We start from the raw sequence: 23,561 nt of genomic DNA on the forward strand, positions 1-23,561 counted from the left end.
ATGGTTCTCGTGCTCGGCACAGTCCTGATCTTTGCCGCCCTCTTCATCGTCTTCGCTGCCGTGGGCGGCCTCAGCCCCGAACGGCAGGGAGTCGCCCGCTCGCTCGAGGTGCTCGAGGCAATGACCTCCAGTCCGGAGGCGCTCACCAAGGAGAGCGACAAGTCGTTCTCCGAACGGGTCCTCGACCCTCTGCTGGCACGCACCCAAAAACTCGGGCGGCGGATCACCGGCGCTGACCAGGCCGAGCGCATCCGAGGGCAACTGGATCGGGCGGGCAACCCGAGGGGCTGGACCGTCGACCGGGTCTCCTCGGCGAAGATCCTGGGCACCTTGGGTGGGCTCGCCGCGGCGGCCTACTTCGTACTGATCCTCACCCCGGCATGGCCGATCACCGCCTTGCTGGTGCTCGCCTTCGTGGTGCTGGGCTTCTTCGCGCCGAACATCTATCTCTACAACACCGCTTCGAAGCGGAACGAGCAGATCCTCAAGGACCTGCCCGATGCACTCGATCTGCTCACCATCTCGGTCGAGGCCGGGCTCGGGTTCGACGCAGCTCTGCAGCAAGTTGCCCGCAACACCGGCGGTCCTCTGGCCGGCGAGTTGACCCGCGTGCTGCAGGAGATGCAGATCGGTCGCAGCCGCAGTGAGGCCCTGCGCGGCCTCGGCGAGCGGACCACGGTGCAGGACCTGAGGTCCTTCGTCGGTGCGATGGTCCAGGCCGACGCGGTCGGCATCCCGATCGCCCAGGTCCTTCGAGTCCAGTCCAAGGAGATGCGGACCCGGCGGCGGCAGCGGGCGGAGGAGAAGGCGGCCCAGGTGCCGGTCAAGATCATGATCCCGGTGATCCTCTTCATCCTGCCGTGCCTGATGATCGTCGTCATGGGACCGGGGATCTTGAGCATGATCGAGGCCTTCTCCGACACATGACCGAGGTCGACGAACGATCCCGCTATGCCTCCGTCACGGCGGGGGCACGAGTCTTCGCACTGATCGTCCTGGCTGCGCCCGTCGCCTTCACCGGTGACTACGGACCGATCCTCAACGTGATTCTGGTTGCGGCCGTCTGGATGATCGCGATCTTCGTCGAGGGGTTGCACCGGATCCCGGTGCTTCCGGCCCTCGTCCTCGAGGCCGGTCTGGTCACGTTCCTCGCCGCCTGGACTCTCGCCGACTCGCGCGTGCTGCTCCCGGCCATCGGTCTCCCGCTCTTCATCGGCGGACTCGTCCGGGGCAGTCGCGGAATGCTGGAGGTGGCCGTCGCCGAGCTCGTGGTTCTCACCGTGACCATCGTCCCGAACAACGCGATCGAGCGCACTGCGGACCTGGTCTGGACGGTCTTCACCTGGCTGATGGTTGGTCTGGGCTTCGGTGCGATCGGCGCCATCGTGCACAACCTGCGCGCCGAAACACCCAGCACTGCCGGCTCCTATCGCGACGCCCGTGCCCTGATCGCCCAACTCATCAACCTGTCGGGCGAGCTCGTCGACGGACTCGACCCGGTCGGGATCAGTCGAAACGTCCTGGGGCTGACCCGCGCAGAGCTGCCTCTCACCGCGGCCGTGGTCTACACCCCGTCGATCTTCGGCCCCACTCCGCTGGTCGAGGGCGACGTGGCGACGGCCGGCATCCAGCTGCGAGATGCTCTCATCGAGCAGGTCTTCGCTGCAGCGGAGCCCCTCATCGTCGAGGACCAGCTCGCGTTCCCGTTGCTGACCGAGGCCGGCGTGGTGGCCGTCGTCGCCGGCGTCATCGAGCCGCAGACTCGGGGCGAGTCGTCGGCGCTGCTCGCCAAGGCCAAAGCCTTGACCCGGAGCTTCACCCCGGAAGCCGTGCAACTCGACACCGCGCTGCTCTTCACGACCGTGCGCGACGAAGCGACCACCGAGGAACGGCACCGGCTGGCCAGGGACCTCCACGACGGAGTGGCCCAGGACCTGGCCGCGCTGGGTTATCTCATCGATGGACTCGAGGAGACCTCGACGACGACCGAACAGGCCGAGCAGGTCGAGGAGCTTCGCAGCGAGCTCTCCAAGGTGGTCGCCGAGCTGCGTCGCTCCATCTTCAGTCTGCGCAACGACGCGAACGCCGGCAACACGCTCGGGCAGTCCATCGAGGCACTCGCCGGTCACATCCAGAGCCGGTCCGGTATCCCGGTCGTGGTCGAGCTCGATGAAGGTGAGTCCCGCCTGCGTGGCGGGGTGGAGCAGGAGCTGCTCCGGATCGCCCAGGAGGCGATGAACAACGCGGTCAAGCATGCCCGCGCCTCCAAGATCGTGGTCAGCTGCACGGTCCACCCACCGCACGCGGAGATCAGGGTCCAGGACAACGGCCGAGGACTGCAGGTGGGCCGGGACGACTCCCACGGTCTGCGCATCATGAAGGAGCGAGCCCGACGGATCGGGGCCCGGCTGGACCTGCACAACTCCACGGAGCATGCCGGCGTCGAACTCGTTGTTGCGCTCGGTGCCACCCGAAATGCTGGGCAAGTGCCGGGGAACCAGACAGGATGAGCCCATGGCCGACACACCGACCCTCCCGCCCGTCCCCGTTGTCCTGGTCGACGACCATGAACTGATCCGTACCGGTCTGGCGCGGGCCTTCGAGCGCGACCCCGGGATGACCGTCGTGGGACAGGCCGGCGGTGTGGCGCAAGCTCTGTCGGTGATCCGCGAGACGAAACCGGTCGTCGTGGTGACCGATCTCCAGCTCCCCGACGGCAATGGTCTGGACATCGTTCGTTCCATCCGCAAGAACGACCCTGCGATGGGCCTGGTGGTGCTGACCATGCACTCGGGTGACGATCAGATCTTCGGGGCCATGGAGGCCGGTGCCTCTGCGTTCGTCGGCAAGGACGCGCCCAGCAAGGAGGTCCTCAGCGCCGCCCGGCACGCGGCCGTCTCACCGCGCACGTTCCTGTGTTCGAACCTGGCCGGGGCGATGATGCGCCGCTCCCGCGACGACCGCCCCCGCCTCTCCGAGCGCGAGCAGGAAGTGCTCTCGCTCCTGGCGGAGGGACTGGGCACCGGCGCGATCGCCCGCCAGCTCTACATGAGCGAGTCCACGGCCAAGACGCACATCGCGAAGATCTACCAGAAGCTCGGCGCGACCAACCGCGCCCAGGCACTGGTCACCGCGATGCGGATGAACCTGCTCTCCTCGGTCACCCCCTGATCGGGCCACCGGCCCAGTAGTCCGAATTGACTATGCCCTTGCGGCTGATATCCCGATGTGACCTGCACCGCTCCTGAGCGAGGATGCTGGTATTCGAGTCGAGGGGGGCTCGGGGACTATCACCGAACATGTGGGTTCGCTCAAACAAGGGGATTGAAATGATCGAGTTCTACTGCAAGTTCATGGCCTTCATGACTGCCGAGCGCGACGAAGAGGGTGCTACCGCCGTCGAATACGGGCTGCTGGTCGCGCTCATCGCAGCCGTGATCATCGGCGTGGTCGTCACGCTCGGTACGGAGATCAGCTCGGCGTTCACCTCCATCACGGACAAGCTGCCCGGCGGCACGACCACCACGACCGGCAGCTGAGCATCTTCGCAAGTCAGGACTGCGGCCATGGAATTCATCATCCGTGGCCGCAGTCGGCATTTAGAGCAAGGCGAACTCGTGAACGACGAATCCGGCGCCACCGCCGTTGAATACGCCCTTCTTCTGGCCCTGGTGGCAGCTGTGATCTTTGGCGCTCTGCAACTCTTCGGCGGCGCTGTGGCCGGACTGTTCACGCTTCCGGACTGGTGAAACTAGCCGGCGATCGTGACGCGCTCCAACACGGTCGGATGGCTCCCGAACCAGAACTGCGACCATGCCGGCGGCGTCGGATCACAGACGGCTCGCAGGCAGAGGTCTCGTTGCAGGTCCACCATCGCCTCCGGTGACGACACCCGGAGCGCATCCAGGTCGGCCCTGAGCTCGACGTGACGACTGATCGTGTTCTGCACGGGGCTGGCCAACAAGGTGGCCACCGTCATCAGCCCGAGCACCAGGGCGACTGACCTAGGATCATCCAGGCCCCCGACCCCGGACCTGCGCCGCACCCGAGCACTCGAGGCGATCAGCCCGAGCAGGCCGACACCGATCAACGTTGCGAATGCACCGAGCCCGGTGCCGACCAGGACGTCGTCGTGCTTGGCGTGCGCCAGCTCGTGGGCGACCACCGAGAGGACCTGGTCCTCGGGCTGCGACTCGATGAGGTTGTCATAGACCACGACCCTGCGCGTGTCCCCGAAGCCGGAGACATAGGCGTTCAGCGTCGTCGTACGCCGTGATGCGTCGGCAATCAGCACGTCGTCGACCGCCACGCCCTGATCGTCGGCCAGTGCCAGGATCTGCGAACGAGTGTCACCGTCCGGCATCGATGAGAAGTCATTGAAGAGCGGCTCGACCAGCACCGGATAGACATAGGACCCAGCGAGCACGAGGCCGGCGCAGGCTCCGCCTGCGATCGCCGGCCACCAGGTTCGCCAGCGTCGCGCACATCCGACCAGGACCAGCAGCGCGATCGAGGTGACCGCGAGCCCCAGTAGATAGTTCTTGGCCAGATCGATACTCCAGTCGGCCAGGGTCTGCTCGGTCAGCCCGTAGTCCACCCGCCGCTGACGAAGTGCCAACGAGAAGGGCAACGTCGCGACCTGACCGATCAGCAGGATGACCGCGCTGAGGCCGATCACCTGGAGCGGCCACTTCGACGTGCGCCCCCCCGAGAAGCCGGGCGCCGCGCGAGGTGAACCCGAGCCAGCAGGAGATCACCACCGAGACCAGCAGGGCCGACCAGCTCAGGATCCGGGTCCATCTCGCGTAGGCCTCTCCCCTGCTGACCTGCTCCGCGGTGAAGACATCACTCGCCCTGGCGGGCTCCGGCCATCCGCCGGAGGCTGGGTTCCACGGCACGAGGGCCAGAGCGAGCGCGCCGAACCCGACGGCTCCGCACAGCACCATGGCCAAGCAGACCTTGCGGTGCAACGTCATCTCGCCAAGTCCTCCAGCTCGGTGCGCCACAGATCGACGAGCTCGCGCTCGCTCAGTTCGAAGTGATCCTTCAGCGCGTCCGCGAGCGACGTGCCGGCCGAGACATCGTCATAGAGGGCAACGAGGGCGTCCTCCGACCCGGTCTTCGCGAGCACCCGACACACCAACCAGGCGGACTCGTACGCAGCTCCGAGGTGTGTGGTCCGCGTGTCGAACTCGTTCCTCCCGGGCAGGGCCTTGGGCGCACCATCGGCGCGCACCTTCTTGATGATCTGTCCTGCCGACGTGGCGACCGGGACGTCCACGTCCCGCAACGCCACATAATCGGCAAAGCCCTCGAGCAACCAGAGCGGGACCCCCGAGGTCACGGCTGCCCCCGTCGCCACGTGGGCAGCCTCGTGGCTCATCACCACCTGCGCTCCCTGCGGCTTGAGCCCCGCCCACATCTGGGGGTTCACGAAGACGTGCACCGGGGCGCTCGGCGACAGCGAGCCGTCAACGGTGGTGGTGACCGCGGCGATGTTGGCGTAGTCACCCGGCGACGCGTCCAGCATCGCGTCGAGTCGCGCGGCCGAGTCGGGGACCTCCACCACGAGCTTCTGCTCGGCCTCGGGGAGCATCCGCCCAGAGACGGCCACGGCTTCTCGTGCCTCGCTCGCATATCGGCCCACGGAATCGGCAGCCACCAGCACCAAGGCGTCCTCGGTTCGCTCGACCGCGAGGTCAGTGAGCAGCCAGAGCGGCGTACGCCGTTCTCCCCCGCCGAAGGCGACCACCCGGGCGGTCTCGTCGTCGGCGTCGAAGACGACGGTGATCTCGGCGTGGGCCGGAGCCGGGTCGAAGCCGTCGAAGCGCCACGTCGCATCGACGGCGGCGGCCCACCGTCCCTCGGGAAGCGACGCGGACAGCCCTCGGTCCTCGTCGACATAGCGCAACGTGAAGTCCGTGACCTCGAGATCAGCGGCGTTGTCCGCCAGGCGACTGGCAACGTCAGGACTGCTGACCCCCTCCAGCGCGTCTCGATCGTCGCTCTCGACCGCCTCGACGAGATCGGACAGCGCGGCTGCTGCCAGGTCCTGGCGCGCGCTGGGCGAATGCAGAACGGGAGCCTTGCCGGACTCGTCACCGGACAGCACCACGACCAGCGTGACCGCCACGACGGCGGCAAGCAGAAGACCGACCGCCCACCAGAGTGGACGGCCGGTCTTCTTTGCGATTGTGTTCAGCTTGATCAGCCGGGTCGGACGGCGCCGCTGATCGGCATCGAGGACACCGGAGCGTAGGCAACGCCGGTGCGCGGGTTGGCCGCGTGCACGATCTGACCGTTTCCGATGTAGATCCCGACGTGGCTGACCGGGCTGTAGTAGAAGACCAGGTCTCCGGGCTGGAGCTGGCTGATGGAGACCGGGGTGCCGGAGCCCATCTGTGCCTGCGAGGAGTGCGGGAGGCTCACGCCTGCCTGGGCCCAAGCCATCATGGTCAGGCCGGAGCAGTCGAACGAGCTGGGGCCGGTGCCGCCGTGGACATAGCCCTTGCCGACCTGTGCGATGGCGTAGTTGATCGCATCCGACGCGCGACCAGAGGCCTTCACGGTGGCGGGAACGCGCGCGCTGGTGCGCGACGTGGAGGTGTTGCTGCTGGTGCCCTCGTTCTCGCTTGCCGCGACCTCAGCCCGCTCAGCGGCGGTCAGCTTGGACAGGAGCTGCTCGGCCTTCTCGAGCTTGGAGTCGGCGGAGGCCTTCTCCTTGGCAAGAGCCTTCTTGGTCGAGGCGAGTTCCTCGGCACGCTCCTGCGTGGCCTCGCGACGGATCTCCAGCGCCCGCACCTCGCGGGTGTAGCTGTCGAGCTTCTGCGACTGCACGTCGTTGTAGGCCGACAGCGTCGTCAGGTCCTCGAGGAACGCGTCGGGATCCTGGGAGAGGACCAGCTTGCCGGTGGTGGAGATGCTCTGGCCCTCATATTGAGCGGCGATGGAGTCGGAAACGGCTCCGGTGAGACCTTCCACCTTCTTCTGCTGCGCCTTCTCGTCCGCCTTCAGGGCGTCGAGGTCGGCCTTCAGGTCATCGAGCTTCAGCTTGGCGTCGTTGTGACGCTCAGAGGCGACCTCGGCCTGATGGTAGAGCTTGTCGACGTTCTTGCGGACGGTTTCAACGTCCGGATCCGCGCTGCTGGGAGCGGCGGGCATCAGGCTGATGGCAATGATGGCCGTGGTGCTGGCCAGCGCCGCAACGGCGCGCTTCCGTCCGTGGTGCATTGAGCGGACGTACTCCCTCTTTGTCCAACGCCTACCAGGTGAGCTGTCGGGTTCGGGCCCAAAGTAGCCCTACACGCGCTCCACGGGATTTCCGCCTCGCACGCGATTCACCCCAGGGGTGTGTGGTTCCCCGGCTTCGCAACCGAAAGACTTCCCCGCCCACGGCTGCAAACTCGGCGCGGCGCCCGAGCCGGTCCGGTATGACCAACTGGTACGGGCACCAAGGGCTCAGGTTAGTCGCGGCGGCACCCACCGGCAAACCCTTGCGGCCCATGTCGTGGACAACGTCGAGAAAGTTCACGTGGCGTAGGTCACATCAGGCGGACTCGACCTCCGGGCCGGCGAGCGGAGTCACCATCCGCAGGGGTGGGACCAGGCCGGACTCGGCGAGCACGTCCAGCGCACGGCACTCGTCATCATCGAACGCGAGCTCGGGCGGCGGCCCCAGCAGGACGGTCACGACGCAGTCGTGGCAGGCCAGGCCGCGCACTTCACAGGTGTCACAGTCAATTCGCAGGGTCATGGCACGGACTGTGACAGAAGGGACTGACAATGCCCTCCGATCACCGGGCGAGCAGGCCGATCAGGGCCGCTGACCACATTGCCCGCGCGCCGGCACGACGTACGTCGCTGACGATCTCCTGGTCGGTGCTCACCACCACCACGACCCGCCCCTGGGGCTCGGCGTCGACCAGATCTCGGATCACGTCATCGGCGATCACGCCCTCGGGACTGAACAGGACCTTCACCCCCCGGGGAGCGTTGGCGATCCCGCGAGTCGTCTGCGAGGCGGCGTCGAAGACCACAGTCGTCTCTGCGCCGGTACGGGCCACGAGCGGACCGAGCCCGTTGAGCAGCCTGATCCGCTGCGCCTCCAGGGTGGAGTCGGGCCACGCGGTCTTGCTCACGTTGTAACCGTCGATGATCAGCCGAGCGCGTGGCATCGACAGCATCTGCTCCAGGAGGGCCGGACTGGCCGGCCCCATCGCGTTTGTTCCCGAGGGGTCGCGGGTGCCGGCTCGGGCGATGTCCGCCTCCACCCGATCACTGGGGGCGCCGCTGAGCGTCGGGAGCGCCAGTTCTCGGCGCAGGCCCTGGCCCGCGTCGAGCAGCGTGTCCAGCAGGAGCCGAGCTCGCAGGGTCGCCTCGTCGCGATCGCTCCGTGTCTCACGGCGTACAGCAGCCAGCGCGGACTGCGCCTCCTCGAGCTGGGTCCGCAGGCGTCGAGCCTCGGCCTCTGCCGTGGTTCGGGCCGCCTCGGCCTTTGCCCGGTGGGCTGCCGCGTCAGTCACCGTCTGCTCAGCCTCGGTCGAGGCCGACCGGACCGATGCACGCGCCTCCCCCAACTTACGGCGCAGCGCCGCGTTCTCGGCCTTCAGCTCCTCGACCGCCGCCTTGTGCGCTGCCTTCGCCTCGCGTGCCGTCCGGTCCGCCTGGGCAAGGCGGGTCTCGAGTCGCGCTACCTTCTCGTTCTCCACCGGCCCGACCACGGTCTCGAGACGCGCCACCACGGCGTCATACTCGGCAACCCACCCCTCGGGACGGTTCAGCCAGAGCAGCACGGCCAGGTCCACGGGATCGGCGGCCTGGGGCACGACGCCGGAGCCGACCGCCTCGGTCAGCGCCGGCATCTCGAGACCGACCTGCTTGGCCACATGGACGCGGAACTCGTCGTCGGTCTCGAGCGCGGAGGCGATCAGAGAGCCACCAAGCTTGGCGCGGCGTGCCGGCGCGAACGTCGCCACCTTGCGCACCGATGCCGGCAGATCGGCGATCTGTGGCAACGCCTGTGAGGCCAGGTTGAGTAGGCGCGACCGCACTGCCTCGGGCATCGGCCCGGGAGTCGGCACGCCGTCGGTCATCTCGCTCAGTCCTTGGCCGGGTCCTCGGCCACCGCTGCGTCGTTGCGGTCGATCAGCTCGATCGCGTCGTCGCGTCCACACCAGCGGCAGGTGACCGTCTCGACGCTCTCGGCCTTGACGTCGGTGGACTCGATGACCGGCTCACCGGAGAGGTCGAAGTGCCAGTACTCATCGGTCTTGCGGGTCCGCGTGACATCGAAGCGCGTCAGGTTTCCGCATCCACCGCACCGCCAACGGTTGGTGGTGTTCGGGATCTGAGCGGTCACGGGGACTCCTTCGAGGTTGATGAATGGATCATCCCCAGCCTATGGGGCGCGGCTGAACCGGTTTGTCGGTGCCCACGTCTAGCGTCTGGAACATGAGCAGCGCGGTCCAACCCAGATCGATCCAGAGTGGGCCTCCCCAGTGGGAGGCGCAACGCAGTTTCGACGAGCTCGGGCGGCCGCTGCGCGACATCACCTTTTGCGTCGTCGACCTCGAGACCACCGGCGGGTCGGCAGCGGGCGGGTCGATGATCACCGAGATCGGTGCCGTGAAAGTTCGAGGCGGCGAGGTGCTGGGCGAGTTTCAGACCTTGGTCAATCCCCACGACCAGATCCCGGCATTCATCGCCGTGCTTACCGGCATCACCAACTCGATGGTCGCCGAGGCTCCCTCGATCGACTCGGCACTGCCGGCGTTCCTGGAGTTCGCCGAGGGGTGCGTCCTGGTCGCCCACAATGCCCCCTTCGACGTCGGTTTCCTCAGACACTTCGCCGCCCAGCAAGAGCGTCCGTGGCCGCCGTTCGAGGTGCTGGACACGGCCAAGCTCGCCCGTCGTGTGATCACGCGGGACGATGCCCCCAACTGCAAGCTGTCCTCCCTGGCCGCTCTGTTCAACAGTCCGACGACGCCGAACCACCGGGCCCTGGCCGATGCCCAGGCCACCGTCCACGTCCTGCACGGACTGATGGAACGACTGGGCAATCTCGGTGTCCACACGATCGAGGAGTTGCAGACCTTCTCCTCCAAGGTCACCACCGCGCAGCGCAAGAAGCGCCACCTGGCCGAGCGGCTCCCCCACGCGCCGGGTGTCTACCTCTTCAAGGACCGACAGGATCGCGTCCTCTACATCGGAACGTCGCGAGACCTCCGCACCCGGGTCCGCTCCTACTTCACGGCATCGGAGACGCGGTCCCGGATGGGCGAGATGGTGCGTCTGGCCGAGGTGGTCACCGGCATCGAGTGCGCCACCACGCTTGAGGCCCAGGTCCGGGAATTGCGGCTGATCGCCGAACACAAACCTCGGTACAACCGCCGCTCTCGGTTTCCGGAGAAGGTGCGTTTCATCAAACTGACCCGGGAGCCCTGGCCGAGACTGTCGCTCGTGCGCAAGGTGCTCGATGACGACGCCGACTACCTGGGTCCGTTCGCGTCGAAGAACGCGGCCGAGCGGTGCCTCGCGGCGCTGCACGAGACATTTCCGATCCGCCAGTGCACCGACAGGCTGCCCCGAGAACCCTCACGTTCTGCCTGCGTGGTCGCCGAGATGGGACGATGCCTGGCCCCCTGCGACGGCAGCGTGGACTCCGACACCTATGCCGTGGTGGTGCGGCAACTGCGAGACACGCTGCTGCGCAGCCCCGACGACGTCGTCGACGTGATCACCGAACGAATGGAACGCCTGGCCAAGGACGAACGGTTCGAAGAGGCCGGCATCCACCGCGACCGCCTGGCCACGTTCCTGCGAGCTGCCGCGCGGACCCAGCGCCTCTCCGCCCTCTCCCGATGCGCAGAGCTCGTGGCCGCGCGGCGCGAGGACGACGGTCGATGGACGGTGCACGTGATCCGTCACGGGCGGCTGGCAGGCGCTGGCGTGATCCCGCCCGGCATGGACGCCCACGCGTTCGTCGATCAACTGCGTCTCTCCTCGGAGTCGGTCGCCACCGGACCGGGACCCATCCCCGCTGCCACGGCAGAGGAGAGCGAGAAGCTGCTGAACTGGCTCGAGAGCGATGGCATCCGGCTCGTCGACGTCGACGGCGAGTGGACCTGCCCGGTCGGTGGAGCCCGTCGTCACCTGGCCATTCACGACGCCGTCAACGAGTCCCGCAAGGAGCTGGCCCCCTTTGACGACCGTCGGGGCATCTCCCCCGTACATCAGCCTGCCCGCTGACCCGCCACGCGACCCGCTACCGTGGTGTCCGTGATCACAGCCATCGTCTTCGTGAACGCCGACGTCGCCCGCATCCCCGAGGTCGCCGAGGAAATCGCGGCCCTGGAGGGCGTCAGCGAGGTCTACTCGGTGACCGGCCAGATCGACCTGATCGCGATGATCCGGGTCAAGGACCACGACGCGATCGCCTCGGTCGTCGCGGACCGGCTCAACAAGGTCCCCGGAGTCGTCTCCACCGAGACCCACATCGCGTTCCGTGCCTACTCCCAGCACGACCTGGAGTCGGCGTTCTCGCTCGGCCTGGACTGACGCTCACCGACTGGCCGGCGGCCACGGACCGCCGGAAGCTTCACGTTCGACCTCTGAGGTCGATTAACAACCAGGGACACCTCGACCGTGAGATCGTTTCGGGGTGCCGGAGGACGTAGCGGGAAGCCCGAGACCTGACTTGGTGACCCGTCTCATCCGCAACGTGCTCCCGGTGTGCGCGTTGCTGGTCCTGTTCGGTGCTGCGGGCCGCTCTGCGGCACTGCGGCTGACCAACGACGACACCTTCTTCCACCTGCGCTTCGGTGCCGAGTTCCAGGCGGGTTGGAGCATCCGAGATCCGGGAAGCGTGACCGAGTTCGGGACCCGGGACTGGGTCCCCACCCAGTGGGCAGCACAGATGACTATGGCCTGGTTGGAGAGCTGGGGTGGCACTGCGGCCGTTGCGTGGCTCTCCGGTCTCGGAATGTGCACCTTCGTGTTGGTCCTCTACCTGGCCTGCCGGCGCTGGGCCACACCTCTGGTCGCCACGTGCGTCACCGCCGTCGCGTTCATCGCAGCATCGCAGGGGCTCTCCGCCAGGCCCCAGGTGTTCAGCTACATCCTGATCACTGTCACGGTCTCGGCCTGGCTGGCCACCTCCCGTGATGGCCGACTCCGCTGGTGGCTGATTCCGCTGACCTGGGCGTGGTCGAGCCTGCACGGAATGTGGACCGTGGGAGTGGTCATCGGGGTGGTCGCTGCACTCGGGATCGCCCTCGATCGCCGCGAGCCCGGACAGCTTCGAGCGCTGGTGGTCCCGATCGCTTCCGCCGGGTCCGTACTACTGACGCCGGTCGGTCCCGGGTTGTTGAGGGAGATCGCGACGATCGGTTCTCGCAGCGAATACTTCGCCGAGTGGGGACCGACGCACTTCACGGACCTGCAACCGCTCGTCCTGTCCGCACTGTTGGCCCTGGTCCTGCTGATCTGGTTCAGGCATGGCGAAACGAGTTGGCTGCACGGGTTGCTGCTGCTCCTTGCCGGCGCCTGGTGCCTCTACTCCATGCGGACAGTCCCCGTGGCCGCCGCCTTGGTGGCTCCGATCGCCGCAGCGTCGATCATGCGAATCGTTCCGGCGCAGGAGTCGGCCAGGACGGCCGACAAGCGCTGGGCCTGGGCTGGCTGGGTAGTGACATTGGTCGTGCTCGCCCTGGTCACACCACACACGCTGAAGGTCGGTCCCGACCTGCCGAGTTGGTCAGAAGATGAGCTCACCTCGCTGCCCGACGGCGCCGTCGTGCTGAACGACTGGGAATGGGGCGGCTACCTGATGTGGGAGCACCCGGACCTCGACTTCGTCCTCAGCGGGTATGGCGACATCTACACCACAGAAGAGCTCGACCGGAACATCGACCTGGTGCGGGTCAACCCGGAGTGGGACGACGCCGTGGAATCCATCGAGCCGGACCTGGCCATCCTCCGAACGGACTCACCGCTCGCCTATGCGCTTGAGCAGCGTGACGACTGGTCAGTGGTCCGCTCCGAAGACGGCGTGACCGTGTTGCGGCCTTCGGACTGACCTCAGCCAGCCGCGCAGGCCGCGACCCACTTCTCCAGGGTCGCCTTCGCAGCACCGGAGTCGATCGCCGTCCTGGCCCGCTCGATGCCGGACGCCAAGCTGGCCGGCAGGTCATCGAGGTCGCCATCGAACACGGCCAGGGCCGCGCCCGTGTTGAGCACCACCGCGTCCCGGACCGGGCCCTGCTCGCCGTCGAGGAGGCGGCGTACGACGTCCGCGTTGTGCTGGGTGTCTCCACCGCGCAGGTCCTCGGCCGTGGCGAGCGGCAGGCCGAAGTCACGCGGGTCGAGCGTGGAACGCTCGACCTGCCCACCGTGCACTGCCCAGATCGTGGAGGTGGTCGTGGTGGTGAGCTCGTCGAGCCCGTCATCGCCGCGGAAGACCAGCGCGTCGACACCCCGCTTCGCGAACACCCCGGCCAGGACCGGGGCGAGGCGCTCATCCGCGCAGCCGATGGCTTGGGCAGCCGGACGGGCAGGGTTGGCCAACGGTCCGAGCAGGTTGAAGAACGTCGCGATCCCGAGCTCCTTGCGCGGCACGGCGGCGTGGCGCAGGGCCGAGTGGAAGGTCGGCGCGAAGCAGAAAGTGATGCCAGCGGCAGCCAGCACCCGCTCCACCCCGGCAGGGTCGAGGTCCAGGCGTACGCCGAGCGCCTCGAGCACATCCGCGGAGCCGGACTTGGAGGAGGCGGAGCGACCCCCGTGCTTCACGACCTGCGCGCCGGCGCCCGCGGCAACGATCGCGGACATGGAGGAGATGTTCACCGAGAAGGACCGGTCGCCACCAGTGCCGACGATGTCGAGACTGCGACCCGGGATGGACAGGGGCGCTGCCTTCTCGAACATCGCCTCGACCAGGCCGACGACCTCGTCGACCGTCTCTCCCTTGGAACGCAGCGCGACAGCGAAGCCGGCCACCTGGGCAGGGGTCGCCTCGCCGGCGAGGATCTGACCCATCGCCCAACGGGTCTGCTCGACCGACAGGTCTGAGCGACCGACGACCGTGGTGAGGACGTCGGGCCAGGTCGGCGCCGTCATGCCGAAGGCACCTTGGAGCGCAACAGATTCACCACGGAGGTGGCGAGCTCGATCGGGTCGATCGGGTGGGAGACCGCCGCCTCGGCGCGCGACCAGGTGGCCAACCACGCGTCCTGCGGGCGTCCGGTCAGCACCAGCACCGGCGGGCACTGATAGATCTCGTCCTTGAGCTGCTTCGCGATGCCCATGCCGCCGGCCGGGACGGCCTCTCCGTCGAGGATCGCCAGCGAGATCCCGCCCGCGTCCATGTGCTGGATGACGACGGGTTCGGTGGCCACCTCGACGTACTCGAACTCGGGCAGCTCCGGGTGCGGGCGGCGGCCCAGCGCGAGGATCACCTGCTGACGGGTGTCCACGTCGTCGCTGTAGACCAGGATCTGGAGCGGAGTGGTGTTGGTCACGGGCCCGATGCTAGCCGTCCGCCGGGCGTCGCGTCGCGGCGGCTCGCGACTCCTGCCGGTCCAGGCGCCGGTCCACCTGCTTTGCCTCCTTGATCGAGGAGCGGACCCACTGCACGAACAGGGTCGCGAAGAACACCACTCCGACCAGCTCACCCGAGGCCCACAGGATCCCCCCGGCGAGATTCTGCTCCGCGGCGATCGAGGGCAACCAGTCCCCCATCGGCCCCTCGCGCAACAGCAGATAATGCTTCTCGCCGATCAGGTTGTCCTGGCTCATGATCGTCACGCCGAGGAAGGCGTGGAACGGCAGGGTCAGGAAGACCAGGAGCAGCCGGAACGGGTAGCCGACCCGGCCGGGGATCGGGTCGATCCCCATCAGCGGCCAGAAGAAGAGCGACCCGACCAGCACCAGGTGGATGTGCATCATCTCGTGCACGAAAACCGAGTCGAGTGAGGCGTCGTACCAACCGGTGAAGTAGAGCGCCCACGGCGAGAGTACATAGAGCGCGAAGGCGAGCAGCGGGAATGAGAGCACCTTCACCACTCGCGAGTGCAGCACCGCGAGCAACCAGCGACGGGGCCCGGCCTTGGTGCTGCCCGGCAGGGTCCGCAGGGCCAGCGTCACCGGCGCACCGAGGGCGAGGAAGAGCGGCACCCACATCGACAGGATCATGTGCTGCACCATGTGCACGCTCAGCAGCGTGGTGTCGTACGCCGAGATTCCCGACGAGGTCGCGAAGACGAAGCCGCCCATGCCCGCGCCGACGAAGGCCAGGGTCCGCCCGATCGGCCACCGGTCCCCTCTCCTGTGCAGGACGACGACGCCGATCAGGTACAAACCGGTCACCCACACCGTTCCGATGAACAGGAACGGGTCCAGGCCCCACTCGGTGAACACTCTTGCGAAAGTGAACCGCGGCAGGTCGGGATCGCTCACGAGGGCGGGTATTGAGGCGGAAAACAGCACAGTGTGAACTTTATGACGCTCAACTTCAGGGGGTCGGGGTGCCCTCCGGTTCGGTTACCGCCATAATGAGGTCCGTGGCGACTGCAACTGCGATTCCGGCGTCCCGTCTACACGGGCATCATGACCGTCCCAGCATGGTCAGCGTGGGCACGATCATCTGGCTCTCTAGTGAGCTGATGTTCTTTGCTGCGCTCTTTGCTGCCTACTTCACCATCCGGGCCCAGAGCCTGGATCTGTGGGAGACACAGACGGAGCTTCTCAACATCCCGTTCTCCTCGGTGAACACCTCGATCCTGGTGCTGTCCTCGGTGACCTGCCAGCTCGGTGTGTTCGCGGCCGAGCGCGGGCAGGTTGGGCGCTCCGGCTCGGTCTTTAACGTGAAGGGTTGGGGACTGCGCGAGTGGTTCATCCTCACGTACATCATGGGAGCCGTCTTCATCGGCGGACAGGCCCTTGAGTACGCCGAGCTGATCCACCACGGCCTCACCATCCCGGCCAATGCCTACGGCTCGGCGTTCTACCTGACGACCGGCTTCCACGGCATCCACGTGACCGGCGGGCTGATCGCCTTCCTGTTCGTGCTCGGCCGCACCTACCTGGCCAAGAAGTTCACCCACGAACAGGCCGTCAGCGCCATCGTCGTGTCCTACTACTGGCACTTCGTCGACGTGGTGTGGATCGGTCTGTTCGCCACCATTTACCTGATCAAGTAGCACCGAGAGATCTAGGACTGATTTCGTGCGTCTCCTGAATCGCTCCGCCGGCCGGCTTTCCCGCCTGCGTCGCGGACCCCTCGCAGGCCTGATGGTCCTGCTGCTCGGGCTGCTGTTCACCGGAAGCCTCTATGCGATGTTCTCCCCGGCCCAGGCCGAGGGAACCAGCAAGTCCGACGAGGAGCTCATCCAAGAAGGCCGTGAGCTCTTCCTGGTCGGCTGCTCCTTCTGTCACGGACAGAACGGTGAAGGCATCACCAGCGCAGACGGCCAGTACGGTCCGTCGCTGGTCGGCGTTGGCGAGGCCGCTGTCGACTTCTTCGTCGGCACCGGCCGCATGCCGCTGCAGAACCCGGGCCAGCAGGGCCCGGCCAAGCACCCGGTCTACGACGACGACGAGATCCTCGCGCTGTCGAAGTACGTCGGTTCGCTCGGCCCCGGCCCGCGGATCCCGGCCAAGAGCGACTATGAGCTCGGCCTCGAGGGTGACGAGCGCCAGGAGGCGATCGTCAAGGGTGGTCAGCTGTTCCTCGCGAACTGCTCCGCCTGCCACAACTTCGAGGGCTCCGGCGGCGCCATGCCGTGGGGCCAGGTCGCGCCCAGCCTGCAGAACACCTCCGACAAGCACATCTACGAAGCCATGCAGGTCGGTCCGGGTAACATGGACAACTTCTCCGACGGCAACATCCCGCCCGAGGACAAGGCCGCGATCATCGCCTACCTGAACTCCCTCGAGGACAACCCGGGCTACGGCGGTTTCGGCCTGGGTGGTCTCGGACCGGTCAGTGAGGGCATGTTCGCGTGGATCGGTGGCATCGGCGGACTGGTGGCGTTTGCCTACTGGATCGCCGCGCACACCACGCGCTCCGAGAAGAAGGAAAAGAAGGCGTGAGCGAGCACAACGACCCCAACCTCCCGGTGGCGGCCGCCGAGCCGATCCGTGACCCAGGGCTGCCGGCACACGTGCCCCGCCCGACCGACATCGACCCGAAGGCCGAGCGCCGCGCGGAGCGTCAGGTGGCCGGATTCTTCCTGGCCTCGATGCTGATGGCAGTGCTCTTCTGCGTTGCCTACTTCACGCTCGACCTCGGCAAGCTGGAGGACGACGGGACCCGCAAGGCGACCGACACCTTCATCGGACTCGGTGCATCCAACGTCGCTCTCGGCGTCACGCTCGGTCTGGCCCTGATGTTCATCGGCATCGGCGTCATCCACTGGGCCCGCAAGCTCATGAGTGACGTCGAGATGTCCGAGCTGCGTCACCCCGCTGCCTCCTCCGAGGAGGACCGCGAGGAGACCCTCGCCGCCCTGCAGGCCGGACTCGAGGAGTCGGGCATCGCTCGGCGCCCCCTGGTCCGCAACACCCTGCTCGGTGCGCTCGGCTTCGTCGGCCTCCCCCTGATCGTCGGCCTGCGCGACCTCGGTCCCCTGCCCGGCAAGACGCTGGAGAAGACCGTCTGGAAGGAGGGCACGCGCATCGTGCGCGATGTGATCGGCACGCCGATCCGTCCCTCCGACCTCGAGGTCGGCGACCTCGTCAACGCCCAGCCCGAGGGCCTGGTCCCGCTGCACCACGAGGAGGACCACCGCGAAGGCGTGGAATATCTCGAGGGTGCCGAGCTCCAGGTTGCCAAGTCCAAGGCCTCGGTGATCCTGCTTCGCATGGAGCCCAAGGACCTCAAGCACGGCAAGGGTCGCGAGAACTGGGCCGTCGAGGGCATCGTGGCCTACTCCAAGATCTGCACCCACGTGGGTTGCCCGATCGCGCTCAACGAGCGGCAGACGCACCACCTGCTCTGCCCGTGCCACCAGTCGACGTTCGACCTCGCCGACAGCGGCCGGGTCGTGTTCGGTCCGGCAGCACGCGCCCTTCCCCAGCTGCCGATGAAGGTGGTTGACGGATACCTCGTCGCGCAGAGCGACTTCACTGAACCTGTCGGCCCGAGCTACTGGGAGCGTGACTCGAAGTGAGCACCGAATCCGTCGCCACCACCAATGGCAAGACTGCGGCTCAGCCGAAGAAGGCCAGCAAGGGTGGCAAGGTTGTCGGCTGGGCTGACGAACGACTCGGCCTGGCCACGGCAGCCAAGAAGAACCTGCGCAAGATCTTCCCCGACCACTGGTCGTTCATGCTGGGTGAGATCGCGCTCTGGAGCTTCGTCGTACTCCTCCTCACCGGCGTCTTCCTGACCTTCTGGTTCAAGCCGTCGATGGCCGAGGTCCAGTACATGGGCTCCTACGACCAGCTGCGCGGCATGCACATGTCGGAGGCCTTCGCCTCCACCCTGGACATCTCCTTCGACGTCCGCGGCGGCCTGATGGTGCGTCAGATGCACCACTGGGCGGCCATGCTCTTCATCGCCTCGATGCTGGTGCACATGGCCCGTGTCTTCCTGACCGGCGCCTTCCGCAAGCCTCGCGAGATCAACTGGATCATCGGAGGTCTGCTGATCCTGCTCGGCATTGTCGAAGGCTTCGCGGGCTATTCACTGCCCGATGACCTGCTCTCCGGCACCGGTCTGCGGATCGCCGACGGAATGGTCAAGGCAACGCCCGTTCTCGGCTCCTACATGTCCTTCTTCATGTTCGGTGGCGAGTTCCCCGGTGACGTGATCGTGCCCCGTCTCTACATGGCGCACATCCTGCTCATCCCCGGCCTCATCCTGGCGCTCATCGCGGCCCACATGCTGCTGCTCGTCTACCACAAGCACACGCAGTGGCCTGGCCCCGGACGCACCGAGGAGAACGTCGTCGGCTTCCCGATGCTCCCGGTCTACATGGCCAAGGCTGGCGGTTTCTTCTTCATCGTCTTCGGTGCCAGCGCGCTGATGGGTGGTCTGCTGACCATCAACCCGGTGTGGAAGTACGGCCCCTATGACCCGTCGAAGGTGACTGCTGGTTCGCAGCCCGACTGGTACATGGGCATCGCAGAAGGCATGTTGCGGATCATGCCCGGCTGGGAGACCCACCTGTGGGGTCACACCATCTCCTGGAACATCTTCATCCCCGGTGAGGTCATGCCGATCGTCCTGCTAGCGATGGTTCTGGCCTGGCCCTTCCTCGAGGCCTGGGTGACCGGGGACAAGCGCGAGCACCACCTGCTCCAGCGCCCGCGCAACGCCCCCGCACGCACGGCCTTCCTGGTCGCCATGATGACGCTCTACGGCCTCCTCTGGGCAGCCGGCGGCAACGACGTGCTCGCGGTCCTGTTCCACATGAACCTGAACCACATCACGTACTTCATGCGGGCAGCCATCTTCATCATCCCGCCGCTGGTCTTCATCTTCGTCCGCCGTTGGTGCATCTCGCTCCAGCGTCACGACAACGAGATGCTGACCCACGGTTACGAGTCGGGCATCATCATGCGCTCGGCAGATGGTGGCTACAGCGAGCGTCACCTGCCCCTCAACGAGGAGCGGGCCTACACGCTCACCGCACGTGACCGTGACCAGGTCTTCACCGCAGGCGAGGGCGAGGACGCCAACGGTGTGGCCGGCGGCAAGGGCAAGCTCGACGGGATCAAGGGTCGTCTCGCAACGGCCTTCTACGCCGACAACGTCCAGAAGCCGACCACGGAAGAGATCGAAGAGGGTCGTCACCACCTCGCCCACGATCTCGACCACGAGCACGCAGCCGGCCTGGACCACTCGGCCGACGGTCACCAGTTCGACGGCCGTCACGAAGTCGAGGGTGAGAACCTGCGCGGCGATCACTGATCGACGCAGCTGAAGGCCCCGCTGGTCCCGATGAGAATCGGACCGGCGGGGCCTTCGCCGTTCCCGGGGAATGACGCACCACCCAGATTGGTTTAGCGATCAATCACTCAAGCGAAAGGGCTCCGACGATGGGCACAGTGAAATTCGGACTCGACACCTTCGGCGACGTCACGGTCGACGACCAGGGTGAACGACTCCCCCACGCTCAGGTCCTGCGCAACGTTCTCGACGAGGCCGTGCTGGCCGACCAGGTTGGCGTGGACGCGTTCGGGATCGGTGAGCACCACCGTGACGACTTCGCGGTCTCCGCACCTGACATCGTCCTGGCCGCCGCCGCCTCGCGCACGGAGCGAATCATCCTGGGCACCGCAGTGACCGTGCTCAGCTCCGATGACCCGGTCCGCGTCTACGAGCGCTTCGCCACCCTGGACGCCCTCTCGGACGGTCGCGCCGAGGTCACTCTGGGCCGTGGCTCCTTCACCGAGTCCTTCCCACTCTTCGGCTTCGATCTCGCTGACTACGAGGTGCTCTTCGAGGAGAAGCTGGAGCTCTTCGCTGCACTGCGCTCCGAAGGCGCGGTCTCCTGGCAGGGCACCACGCGTCTGCCGCTGGACCCGACCCACATCTATCCCAAGACCGAGTCCGGCTCGCTGTCAACCTGGGTCGGCGTGGGCGGTTCCCCCGACTCCGTCGTACGCGCCGCGCGGCACCGGATTCCGATGATGCTGGCCATCATCGGCGGAGAGCCCGCCCGCTTCGCGCCGTACGCCGACCTCTATCGACGTGCGCTGGGTGAGTTCGGCGCCCCGGAGCTCCCGGTCGGCGCGCACTCCCCCGGCCACGTGGCTGAAAGCGATGCCGAGGCCCGTGAGCAGCTGTTCCCCCACTTCAAGGCCAACCGGGATCGCATCGGCCGCGAGCGTGGCTGGCCGCCGGTCACCCGTGAGCAGTTCGAGGGCGAGGCCGATCACGGCGCAGTCTTCGTCGGCTCTCCGGAGACGGTCGCTGCGAAGATCGCCGACACGGTGCGGAAGCTCTCCCTGTCACGCTTCGACCTGAAGTACAGCAACGGGACCATGCCGCACACGCAGCTGATGGACTCGATCGGGCTCTACGGCACCGAGGTGATCCCCCGGGTCCGCGCCCTCCTCGCTGGCCCGTCGTGAATTCGCGTTCCACCCCTCGCTGACCCGTCGCCAATTCGCACTCTGTGCCTCGCTGACCCGTCGCCAATTGACGTACGGCGGACTGAGGGTGTGAACGAGCGCCGGGTCAGCGGCGGCGACGCTCGGCCCGCGCGATCCCGTCCTGCAAGATCCCCCAAGGATTCGCGTGCGGCCCGAACAGGTCACTGGCTCCAAGAACATCGATGATGAAGCCATGCTCGTCGCAGATCTCTCGGCGTCGTGCTCGGTCCTTCTGCTTCTGCCTCTCGTCCTCGTGCCACTGAACGCCGTCATACTCCGCGGCATACCGCAGATCGGGTTCGGCCAGGTCGAGCCAGAAGCTACCCCTGCCCCCACGGCGTACGACCTCGAGTTGCGGCACTGGCCGCGGCAACGTCGTCAGGTCCAACCATCTCAGCCGCAGGATGCTCTCCGGTTGTGACTCCGCCCTCGGGTCCGCCAGAGGCGCCAACGAGCGTGCCTGCCGAACCCCGCGCGCCCCCTTGAACCGCTCGAGCTCGATCTGCAGACGAAGGTTGCTGAAGCCACCCACGCGCATGAGTGCATCCATCGCCGCGAACGCCTGGTCGCGATGCAGCAGTCGCCCGAGATCACAGGCTGTACGCAACGGTGTGGTCACCCGGATGCCACCCACACTCATCAGATCGTGGGAGGCAAAAGTACGCTCGCCACTCTTCACCAGCTTGTTCCGCAACCGATAGCCCGGCTGTCGGTAGAGCGACACGCGCGGAACGTCGAGATGAGCACCGGGTGCGAGCACCATCGTGGCGCCGTGCAGCCATGCGGCCGTACGGTCCGTGATCACGGCGTCGGCAGGCATGACCAGCAACAGGCAACCGATCCTCAGCGCGAGGTCGTCCTCGACACGATCGGCGTGGTACACCCCACGAAACGGCTGGATCAACTCACCTCGTCGGACCAGATGAGACAGCTCGCGGGACGTGATGCCCCACTGTCTCGCTTCCGCATGGGTGAACGGTCGGTCAAGAGGGTGTGCCATCCGCAGGCGGCAGTGTGCAGCGTCAGCGTTCATGCCCACATGGTGCGCGGACCGCGCCGTTCCTGCGCGACAACCGAAGTGCCCTGTGGACGGGAGCGTGGAATCAGCGTTGCAGGGTGCACATTCACGACGGGTCAGCGAGGGTCAGTGCGTGAACTGGCGACGGGTCAGCGAGGATCAGGATGTGAACTGACGACGGGTCGGCGTCAGAGGGCGGAGGCTTCGGCGTATTCCGCGAACGACGCGTTCCAGTCCCCGTAGCCGTTGTGCAGGGTCATCGGTCGATCGGTGCCGGTGTATTCGACGACGTCACCACGCTTGGACAGGTCGTAGATCCACTTCGCGTTGGCCGTGCTCAGGCCGGTGCAGCCGTGCGAGACGTTGGCCCGGCCCTGCGAGCCGACCGACCACGGGGCGGCATGGAGGAACTCGCCACTCGAGGTCACCCGCATCGCATATTCGACGTTGTCGAGGTCATAGGCCTCTGCAGACCCGGCCGGGATACCGACCGTCTCCGAGTTCATCCGCTTGGACCGGAACTTCTGCATGATCACCTTCACTCCGCTGCGCGTCGTGAAGCCGGGCTTGCCGGTGGTGATCGGCATCGTCTTGACCAGCTTGCCGTTCACGTACGTCTTCATCTGGTGGGTCTGCGCGTTGACCTTGCTGATCACCGAGTCCCCCACGTGGAAGGAGATCTTGCGCGATTCCTGGCCATAGATCCCGTTGCCGGCAGGCAGTGCGTTGATGTCCACCTCGACCGTGACATCGGTGCCGGCCTGCCAATAATCGGCGGGGCGGTAGTGCACCTCGTTGTCGCTGACCCAGTGCCACGAACCCTTCTGGGCCGGCGCGCTGGTCACCTTCATGTGCTTCTCGAAACGAGCCCGGTCCTGGACCGGCAGGTCGAAGTTGACCACGACCGGCATCCCGACACCCACGGTCTCACCGTCAAGCGGAGCCACCGCGGCATAGGTCTGTTCATCCAGGCTGAGGTCCTGGGTGGTAAACGTCGCGGAGTGCTTCCCCGAGGCACCGTCAGAGTTCTTCGTGACCGAGCGGATCGTGTACGTCGTACCCGGCTCGAGGCGCTCACTGGCACGCCAGGTCGACCCATCGTCACGCAGCGAGCCCGCCACTGACTGACCCTCGGGTCCCCGGACGACGACCTTGGCCAAGGTGCCGCCCGCGGCCTTCACCCGGATGAGCTTGTCGACGGGGACCGCCCGTGCCCCCGAGACGTTGCTGCTGACCTCTACCGGAGCGGCTGCTTCGGTCTCCTCGACCGTGACCCTGTCGGGAGCCGACTCCGAGTCGGAGGAGTCACTGCAGGAACCGAGCCCCAGCATCAGCAGGGTCACGGCGACCACGCCGCCGAGGACTCGCGTCGCTCTGGAACTGGACGGTCGTGCGGTCATTCTCGGACTCCCCGTGGCTGTATACAACAAGTTCTGCACCAACAGGT

General features: G+C 66.8%; 24 protein-coding genes and 1 riboswitch. Of the genes, 13 read left to right on the forward strand and 11 right to left on the reverse strand.

Annotated features, from left to right (window positions below; genetic code table 11):
• From BJ980_RS04760 to BJ980_RS04780, 5 genes are all read left to right on the forward strand, one after another.
• On the forward strand, nt 1-927 hold the full coding sequence (locus tag BJ980_RS04760) for a type II secretion system F family protein (RefSeq protein WP_179501234.1): 927 nt from the start codon (nt 1-3) through the stop codon (nt 925-927).
• Nucleotides 924-2,510, forward strand: a complete 1,587-nt coding sequence (locus tag BJ980_RS04765) for a sensor histidine kinase (protein WP_179501235.1) — start codon at nt 924-926, stop codon at nt 2,508-2,510. The genes BJ980_RS04760 and BJ980_RS04765 overlap by 4 nt, the downstream gene beginning before the upstream one ends.
• A 4-nt stretch (nt 2,511-2,514) precedes the next feature.
• Nucleotides 2,515-3,171: a response regulator transcription factor gene (locus BJ980_RS04770; RefSeq protein WP_179501236.1), complete on the forward strand. Its 657-nt coding sequence runs from the start codon at nt 2,515-2,517 to the stop codon at nt 3,169-3,171.
• A gap of 158 nt (nt 3,172-3,329) precedes the next feature.
• Entirely contained in the window at nt 3,330-3,539 is a 210-nt protein-coding gene (locus tag BJ980_RS04775) for a Flp family type IVb pilin (protein WP_218855412.1), read from the forward strand.
• 27 nt (nt 3,540-3,566) lie between these two features.
• Entirely contained in the window at nt 3,567-3,749 is a 183-nt protein-coding gene (locus BJ980_RS04780) for a Flp family type IVb pilin (protein ID WP_179501237.1), read from the forward strand.
• 2 nt (nt 3,750-3,751) lie between these two features.
• Here BJ980_RS04780 and BJ980_RS04785 read toward each other — a convergent pair whose 3' ends face one another.
• The 6 genes from BJ980_RS04785 to BJ980_RS04810 form a co-directional block, all read right to left on the reverse strand.
• Entirely contained in the window at nt 3,752-4,678 is a 927-nt protein-coding gene (locus BJ980_RS04785) for a M48 family metallopeptidase (protein WP_343047691.1), read from the reverse strand.
• A 294-nt stretch (nt 4,679-4,972) separates the two neighbouring features.
• On the reverse strand, nt 4,973-6,133 hold the full coding sequence (locus BJ980_RS04790) for a hypothetical protein (protein WP_179501238.1): 1,161 nt from the start codon (nt 6,131-6,133) through the stop codon (nt 4,973-4,975).
• A gap of 74 nt (nt 6,134-6,207) precedes the next feature.
• Nucleotides 6,208-7,230 carry a C40 family peptidase gene (locus BJ980_RS04795; protein ID WP_179501239.1) on the reverse strand — a complete coding sequence of 341 codons (1,023 nt, stop codon included), beginning with the start codon at nt 7,228-7,230 and terminating at the stop codon, nt 6,208-6,210.
• Nucleotides 7,231-7,243: 13 nt separating this feature from the next.
• A riboswitch (cyclic di-AMP (ydaO/yuaA leader) is annotated at nt 7,244-7,409 on the reverse strand.
• Nucleotides 7,410-7,546: 137 nt separating this feature from the next.
• A complete protein-coding gene (locus BJ980_RS04800) occupies nt 7,547-7,753 on the reverse strand; it encodes a hypothetical protein (protein ID WP_179501240.1) in 207 nt (68 codons plus the stop codon).
• 40 nt (nt 7,754-7,793) lie between these two features.
• On the reverse strand, nt 7,794-9,092 hold the full coding sequence (locus BJ980_RS04805; RefSeq protein WP_179501241.1) for an NYN domain-containing protein: 1,299 nt from the start codon (nt 9,090-9,092) through the stop codon (nt 7,794-7,796).
• A gap of 5 nt (nt 9,093-9,097) precedes the next feature.
• On the reverse strand, nt 9,098-9,358 hold the full coding sequence (locus tag BJ980_RS04810) for a hypothetical protein (protein ID WP_179501242.1): 261 nt from the start codon (nt 9,356-9,358) through the stop codon (nt 9,098-9,100).
• 92 nt (nt 9,359-9,450) lie between these two features.
• Between BJ980_RS04810 and BJ980_RS04815 the strand changes: the two genes are divergently transcribed.
• The 3 genes from BJ980_RS04815 (at nt 9,451) to BJ980_RS04825 (ending at nt 13,075) form a co-directional block, all read left to right on the forward strand.
• Complete coding sequence (locus tag BJ980_RS04815) at nt 9,451-11,247, forward strand: DEDD exonuclease domain-containing protein (protein WP_179501243.1); 1,797 nt, start codon at nt 9,451-9,453, stop codon at nt 11,245-11,247.
• A gap of 30 nt (nt 11,248-11,277) precedes the next feature.
• Nucleotides 11,278-11,556 (forward strand): Lrp/AsnC ligand binding domain-containing protein, encoded by a 279-nt coding sequence (locus tag BJ980_RS04820; RefSeq protein WP_179501244.1) that lies wholly within the window; start codon nt 11,278-11,280, stop codon nt 11,554-11,556.
• A gap of 142 nt (nt 11,557-11,698) precedes the next feature.
• Nucleotides 11,699-13,075 (forward strand): hypothetical protein, encoded by a 1,377-nt coding sequence (locus BJ980_RS04825; RefSeq protein ID WP_179501245.1) that lies wholly within the window; start codon nt 11,699-11,701, stop codon nt 13,073-13,075.
• 2 nt (nt 13,076-13,077) lie between these two features.
• On the opposite strand, the gene trpD is transcribed toward BJ980_RS04825, so the two are convergent.
• The 3 genes from trpD to BJ980_RS04840 are packed head-to-tail and all read right to left on the reverse strand — an operon-like array spanning nt 13,078 to nt 15,450.
• The gene (gene trpD, locus BJ980_RS04830) at nt 13,078-14,112 is read right to left on the reverse strand and encodes an anthranilate phosphoribosyltransferase (protein WP_179501246.1); all 1,035 of its coding nucleotides are present in this window, start codon (nt 14,110-14,112) and stop codon (nt 13,078-13,080) included.
• Nucleotides 14,109-14,513, reverse strand: a complete 405-nt coding sequence (locus BJ980_RS04835; RefSeq protein WP_179501247.1) for an Rv3143 family two-component system response regulator — start codon at nt 14,511-14,513, stop codon at nt 14,109-14,111. Before BJ980_RS04835 ends, trpD begins: the two co-directional genes overlap by 4 nt.
• A 10-nt stretch (nt 14,514-14,523) precedes the next feature.
• The gene (locus BJ980_RS04840; RefSeq protein WP_343047692.1) at nt 14,524-15,450 is read right to left on the reverse strand and encodes a cytochrome c oxidase assembly protein; all 927 of its coding nucleotides are present in this window, start codon (nt 15,448-15,450) and stop codon (nt 14,524-14,526) included.
• Between the two features lie 95 nt (nt 15,451-15,545).
• Here BJ980_RS04840 and ctaE point away from each other — a divergent pair, with 95 nt between their 5' ends.
• The 5 genes from ctaE to BJ980_RS04865 all read left to right on the forward strand — a co-directional run bounded on the left by ctaE (nt 15,546) and on the right by BJ980_RS04865 (nt 21,075).
• On the forward strand, nt 15,546-16,193 hold the full coding sequence (ctaE, locus tag BJ980_RS04845) for an aa3-type cytochrome oxidase subunit III (protein ID WP_179501249.1): 648 nt from the start codon (nt 15,546-15,548) through the stop codon (nt 16,191-16,193).
• A 25-nt stretch (nt 16,194-16,218) separates the two neighbouring features.
• A complete protein-coding gene (gene qcrC / locus BJ980_RS04850) occupies nt 16,219-17,085 on the forward strand; it encodes a cytochrome bc1 complex diheme cytochrome c subunit (protein ID WP_343047693.1) in 867 nt (288 codons plus the stop codon).
• On the forward strand, nt 17,082-18,164 hold the full coding sequence (gene qcrA / locus BJ980_RS04855; protein ID WP_179501250.1) for a cytochrome bc1 complex Rieske iron-sulfur subunit: 1,083 nt from the start codon (nt 17,082-17,084) through the stop codon (nt 18,162-18,164). The genes qcrC and qcrA overlap by 4 nt, the downstream gene beginning before the upstream one ends.
• Nucleotides 18,161-19,909, forward strand: a complete 1,749-nt coding sequence (qcrB, locus tag BJ980_RS04860; protein WP_179501251.1) for a cytochrome bc1 complex cytochrome b subunit — start codon at nt 18,161-18,163, stop codon at nt 19,907-19,909. The genes qcrA and qcrB overlap by 4 nt, the downstream gene beginning before the upstream one ends.
• A 128-nt stretch (nt 19,910-20,037) precedes the next feature.
• Complete coding sequence (locus BJ980_RS04865) at nt 20,038-21,075, forward strand: LLM class flavin-dependent oxidoreductase (RefSeq protein ID WP_179501252.1); 1,038 nt, start codon at nt 20,038-20,040, stop codon at nt 21,073-21,075.
• Between the two features lie 106 nt (nt 21,076-21,181).
• On the opposite strand, the gene BJ980_RS04870 is transcribed toward BJ980_RS04865, so the two are convergent.
• Nucleotides 21,182-22,129: a type IV toxin-antitoxin system AbiEi family antitoxin domain-containing protein gene (locus BJ980_RS04870; protein WP_343047694.1), complete on the reverse strand. Its 948-nt coding sequence runs from the start codon at nt 22,127-22,129 to the stop codon at nt 21,182-21,184.
• Nucleotides 22,130-22,302: 173 nt separating this feature from the next.
• Nucleotides 22,303-23,514 carry a L,D-transpeptidase gene (locus BJ980_RS04875; protein ID WP_246279924.1) on the reverse strand — a complete coding sequence of 404 codons (1,212 nt, stop codon included), beginning with the start codon at nt 23,512-23,514 and terminating at the stop codon, nt 22,303-22,305.
• Nucleotides 23,515-23,561: the final 47 nt, after the last annotated feature.

This window comes from Nocardioides daedukensis (assembly GCF_013408415.1).
GTDB lineage: Bacteria > Actinomycetota > Actinomycetes > Propionibacteriales > Nocardioidaceae > Nocardioides > Nocardioides daedukensis.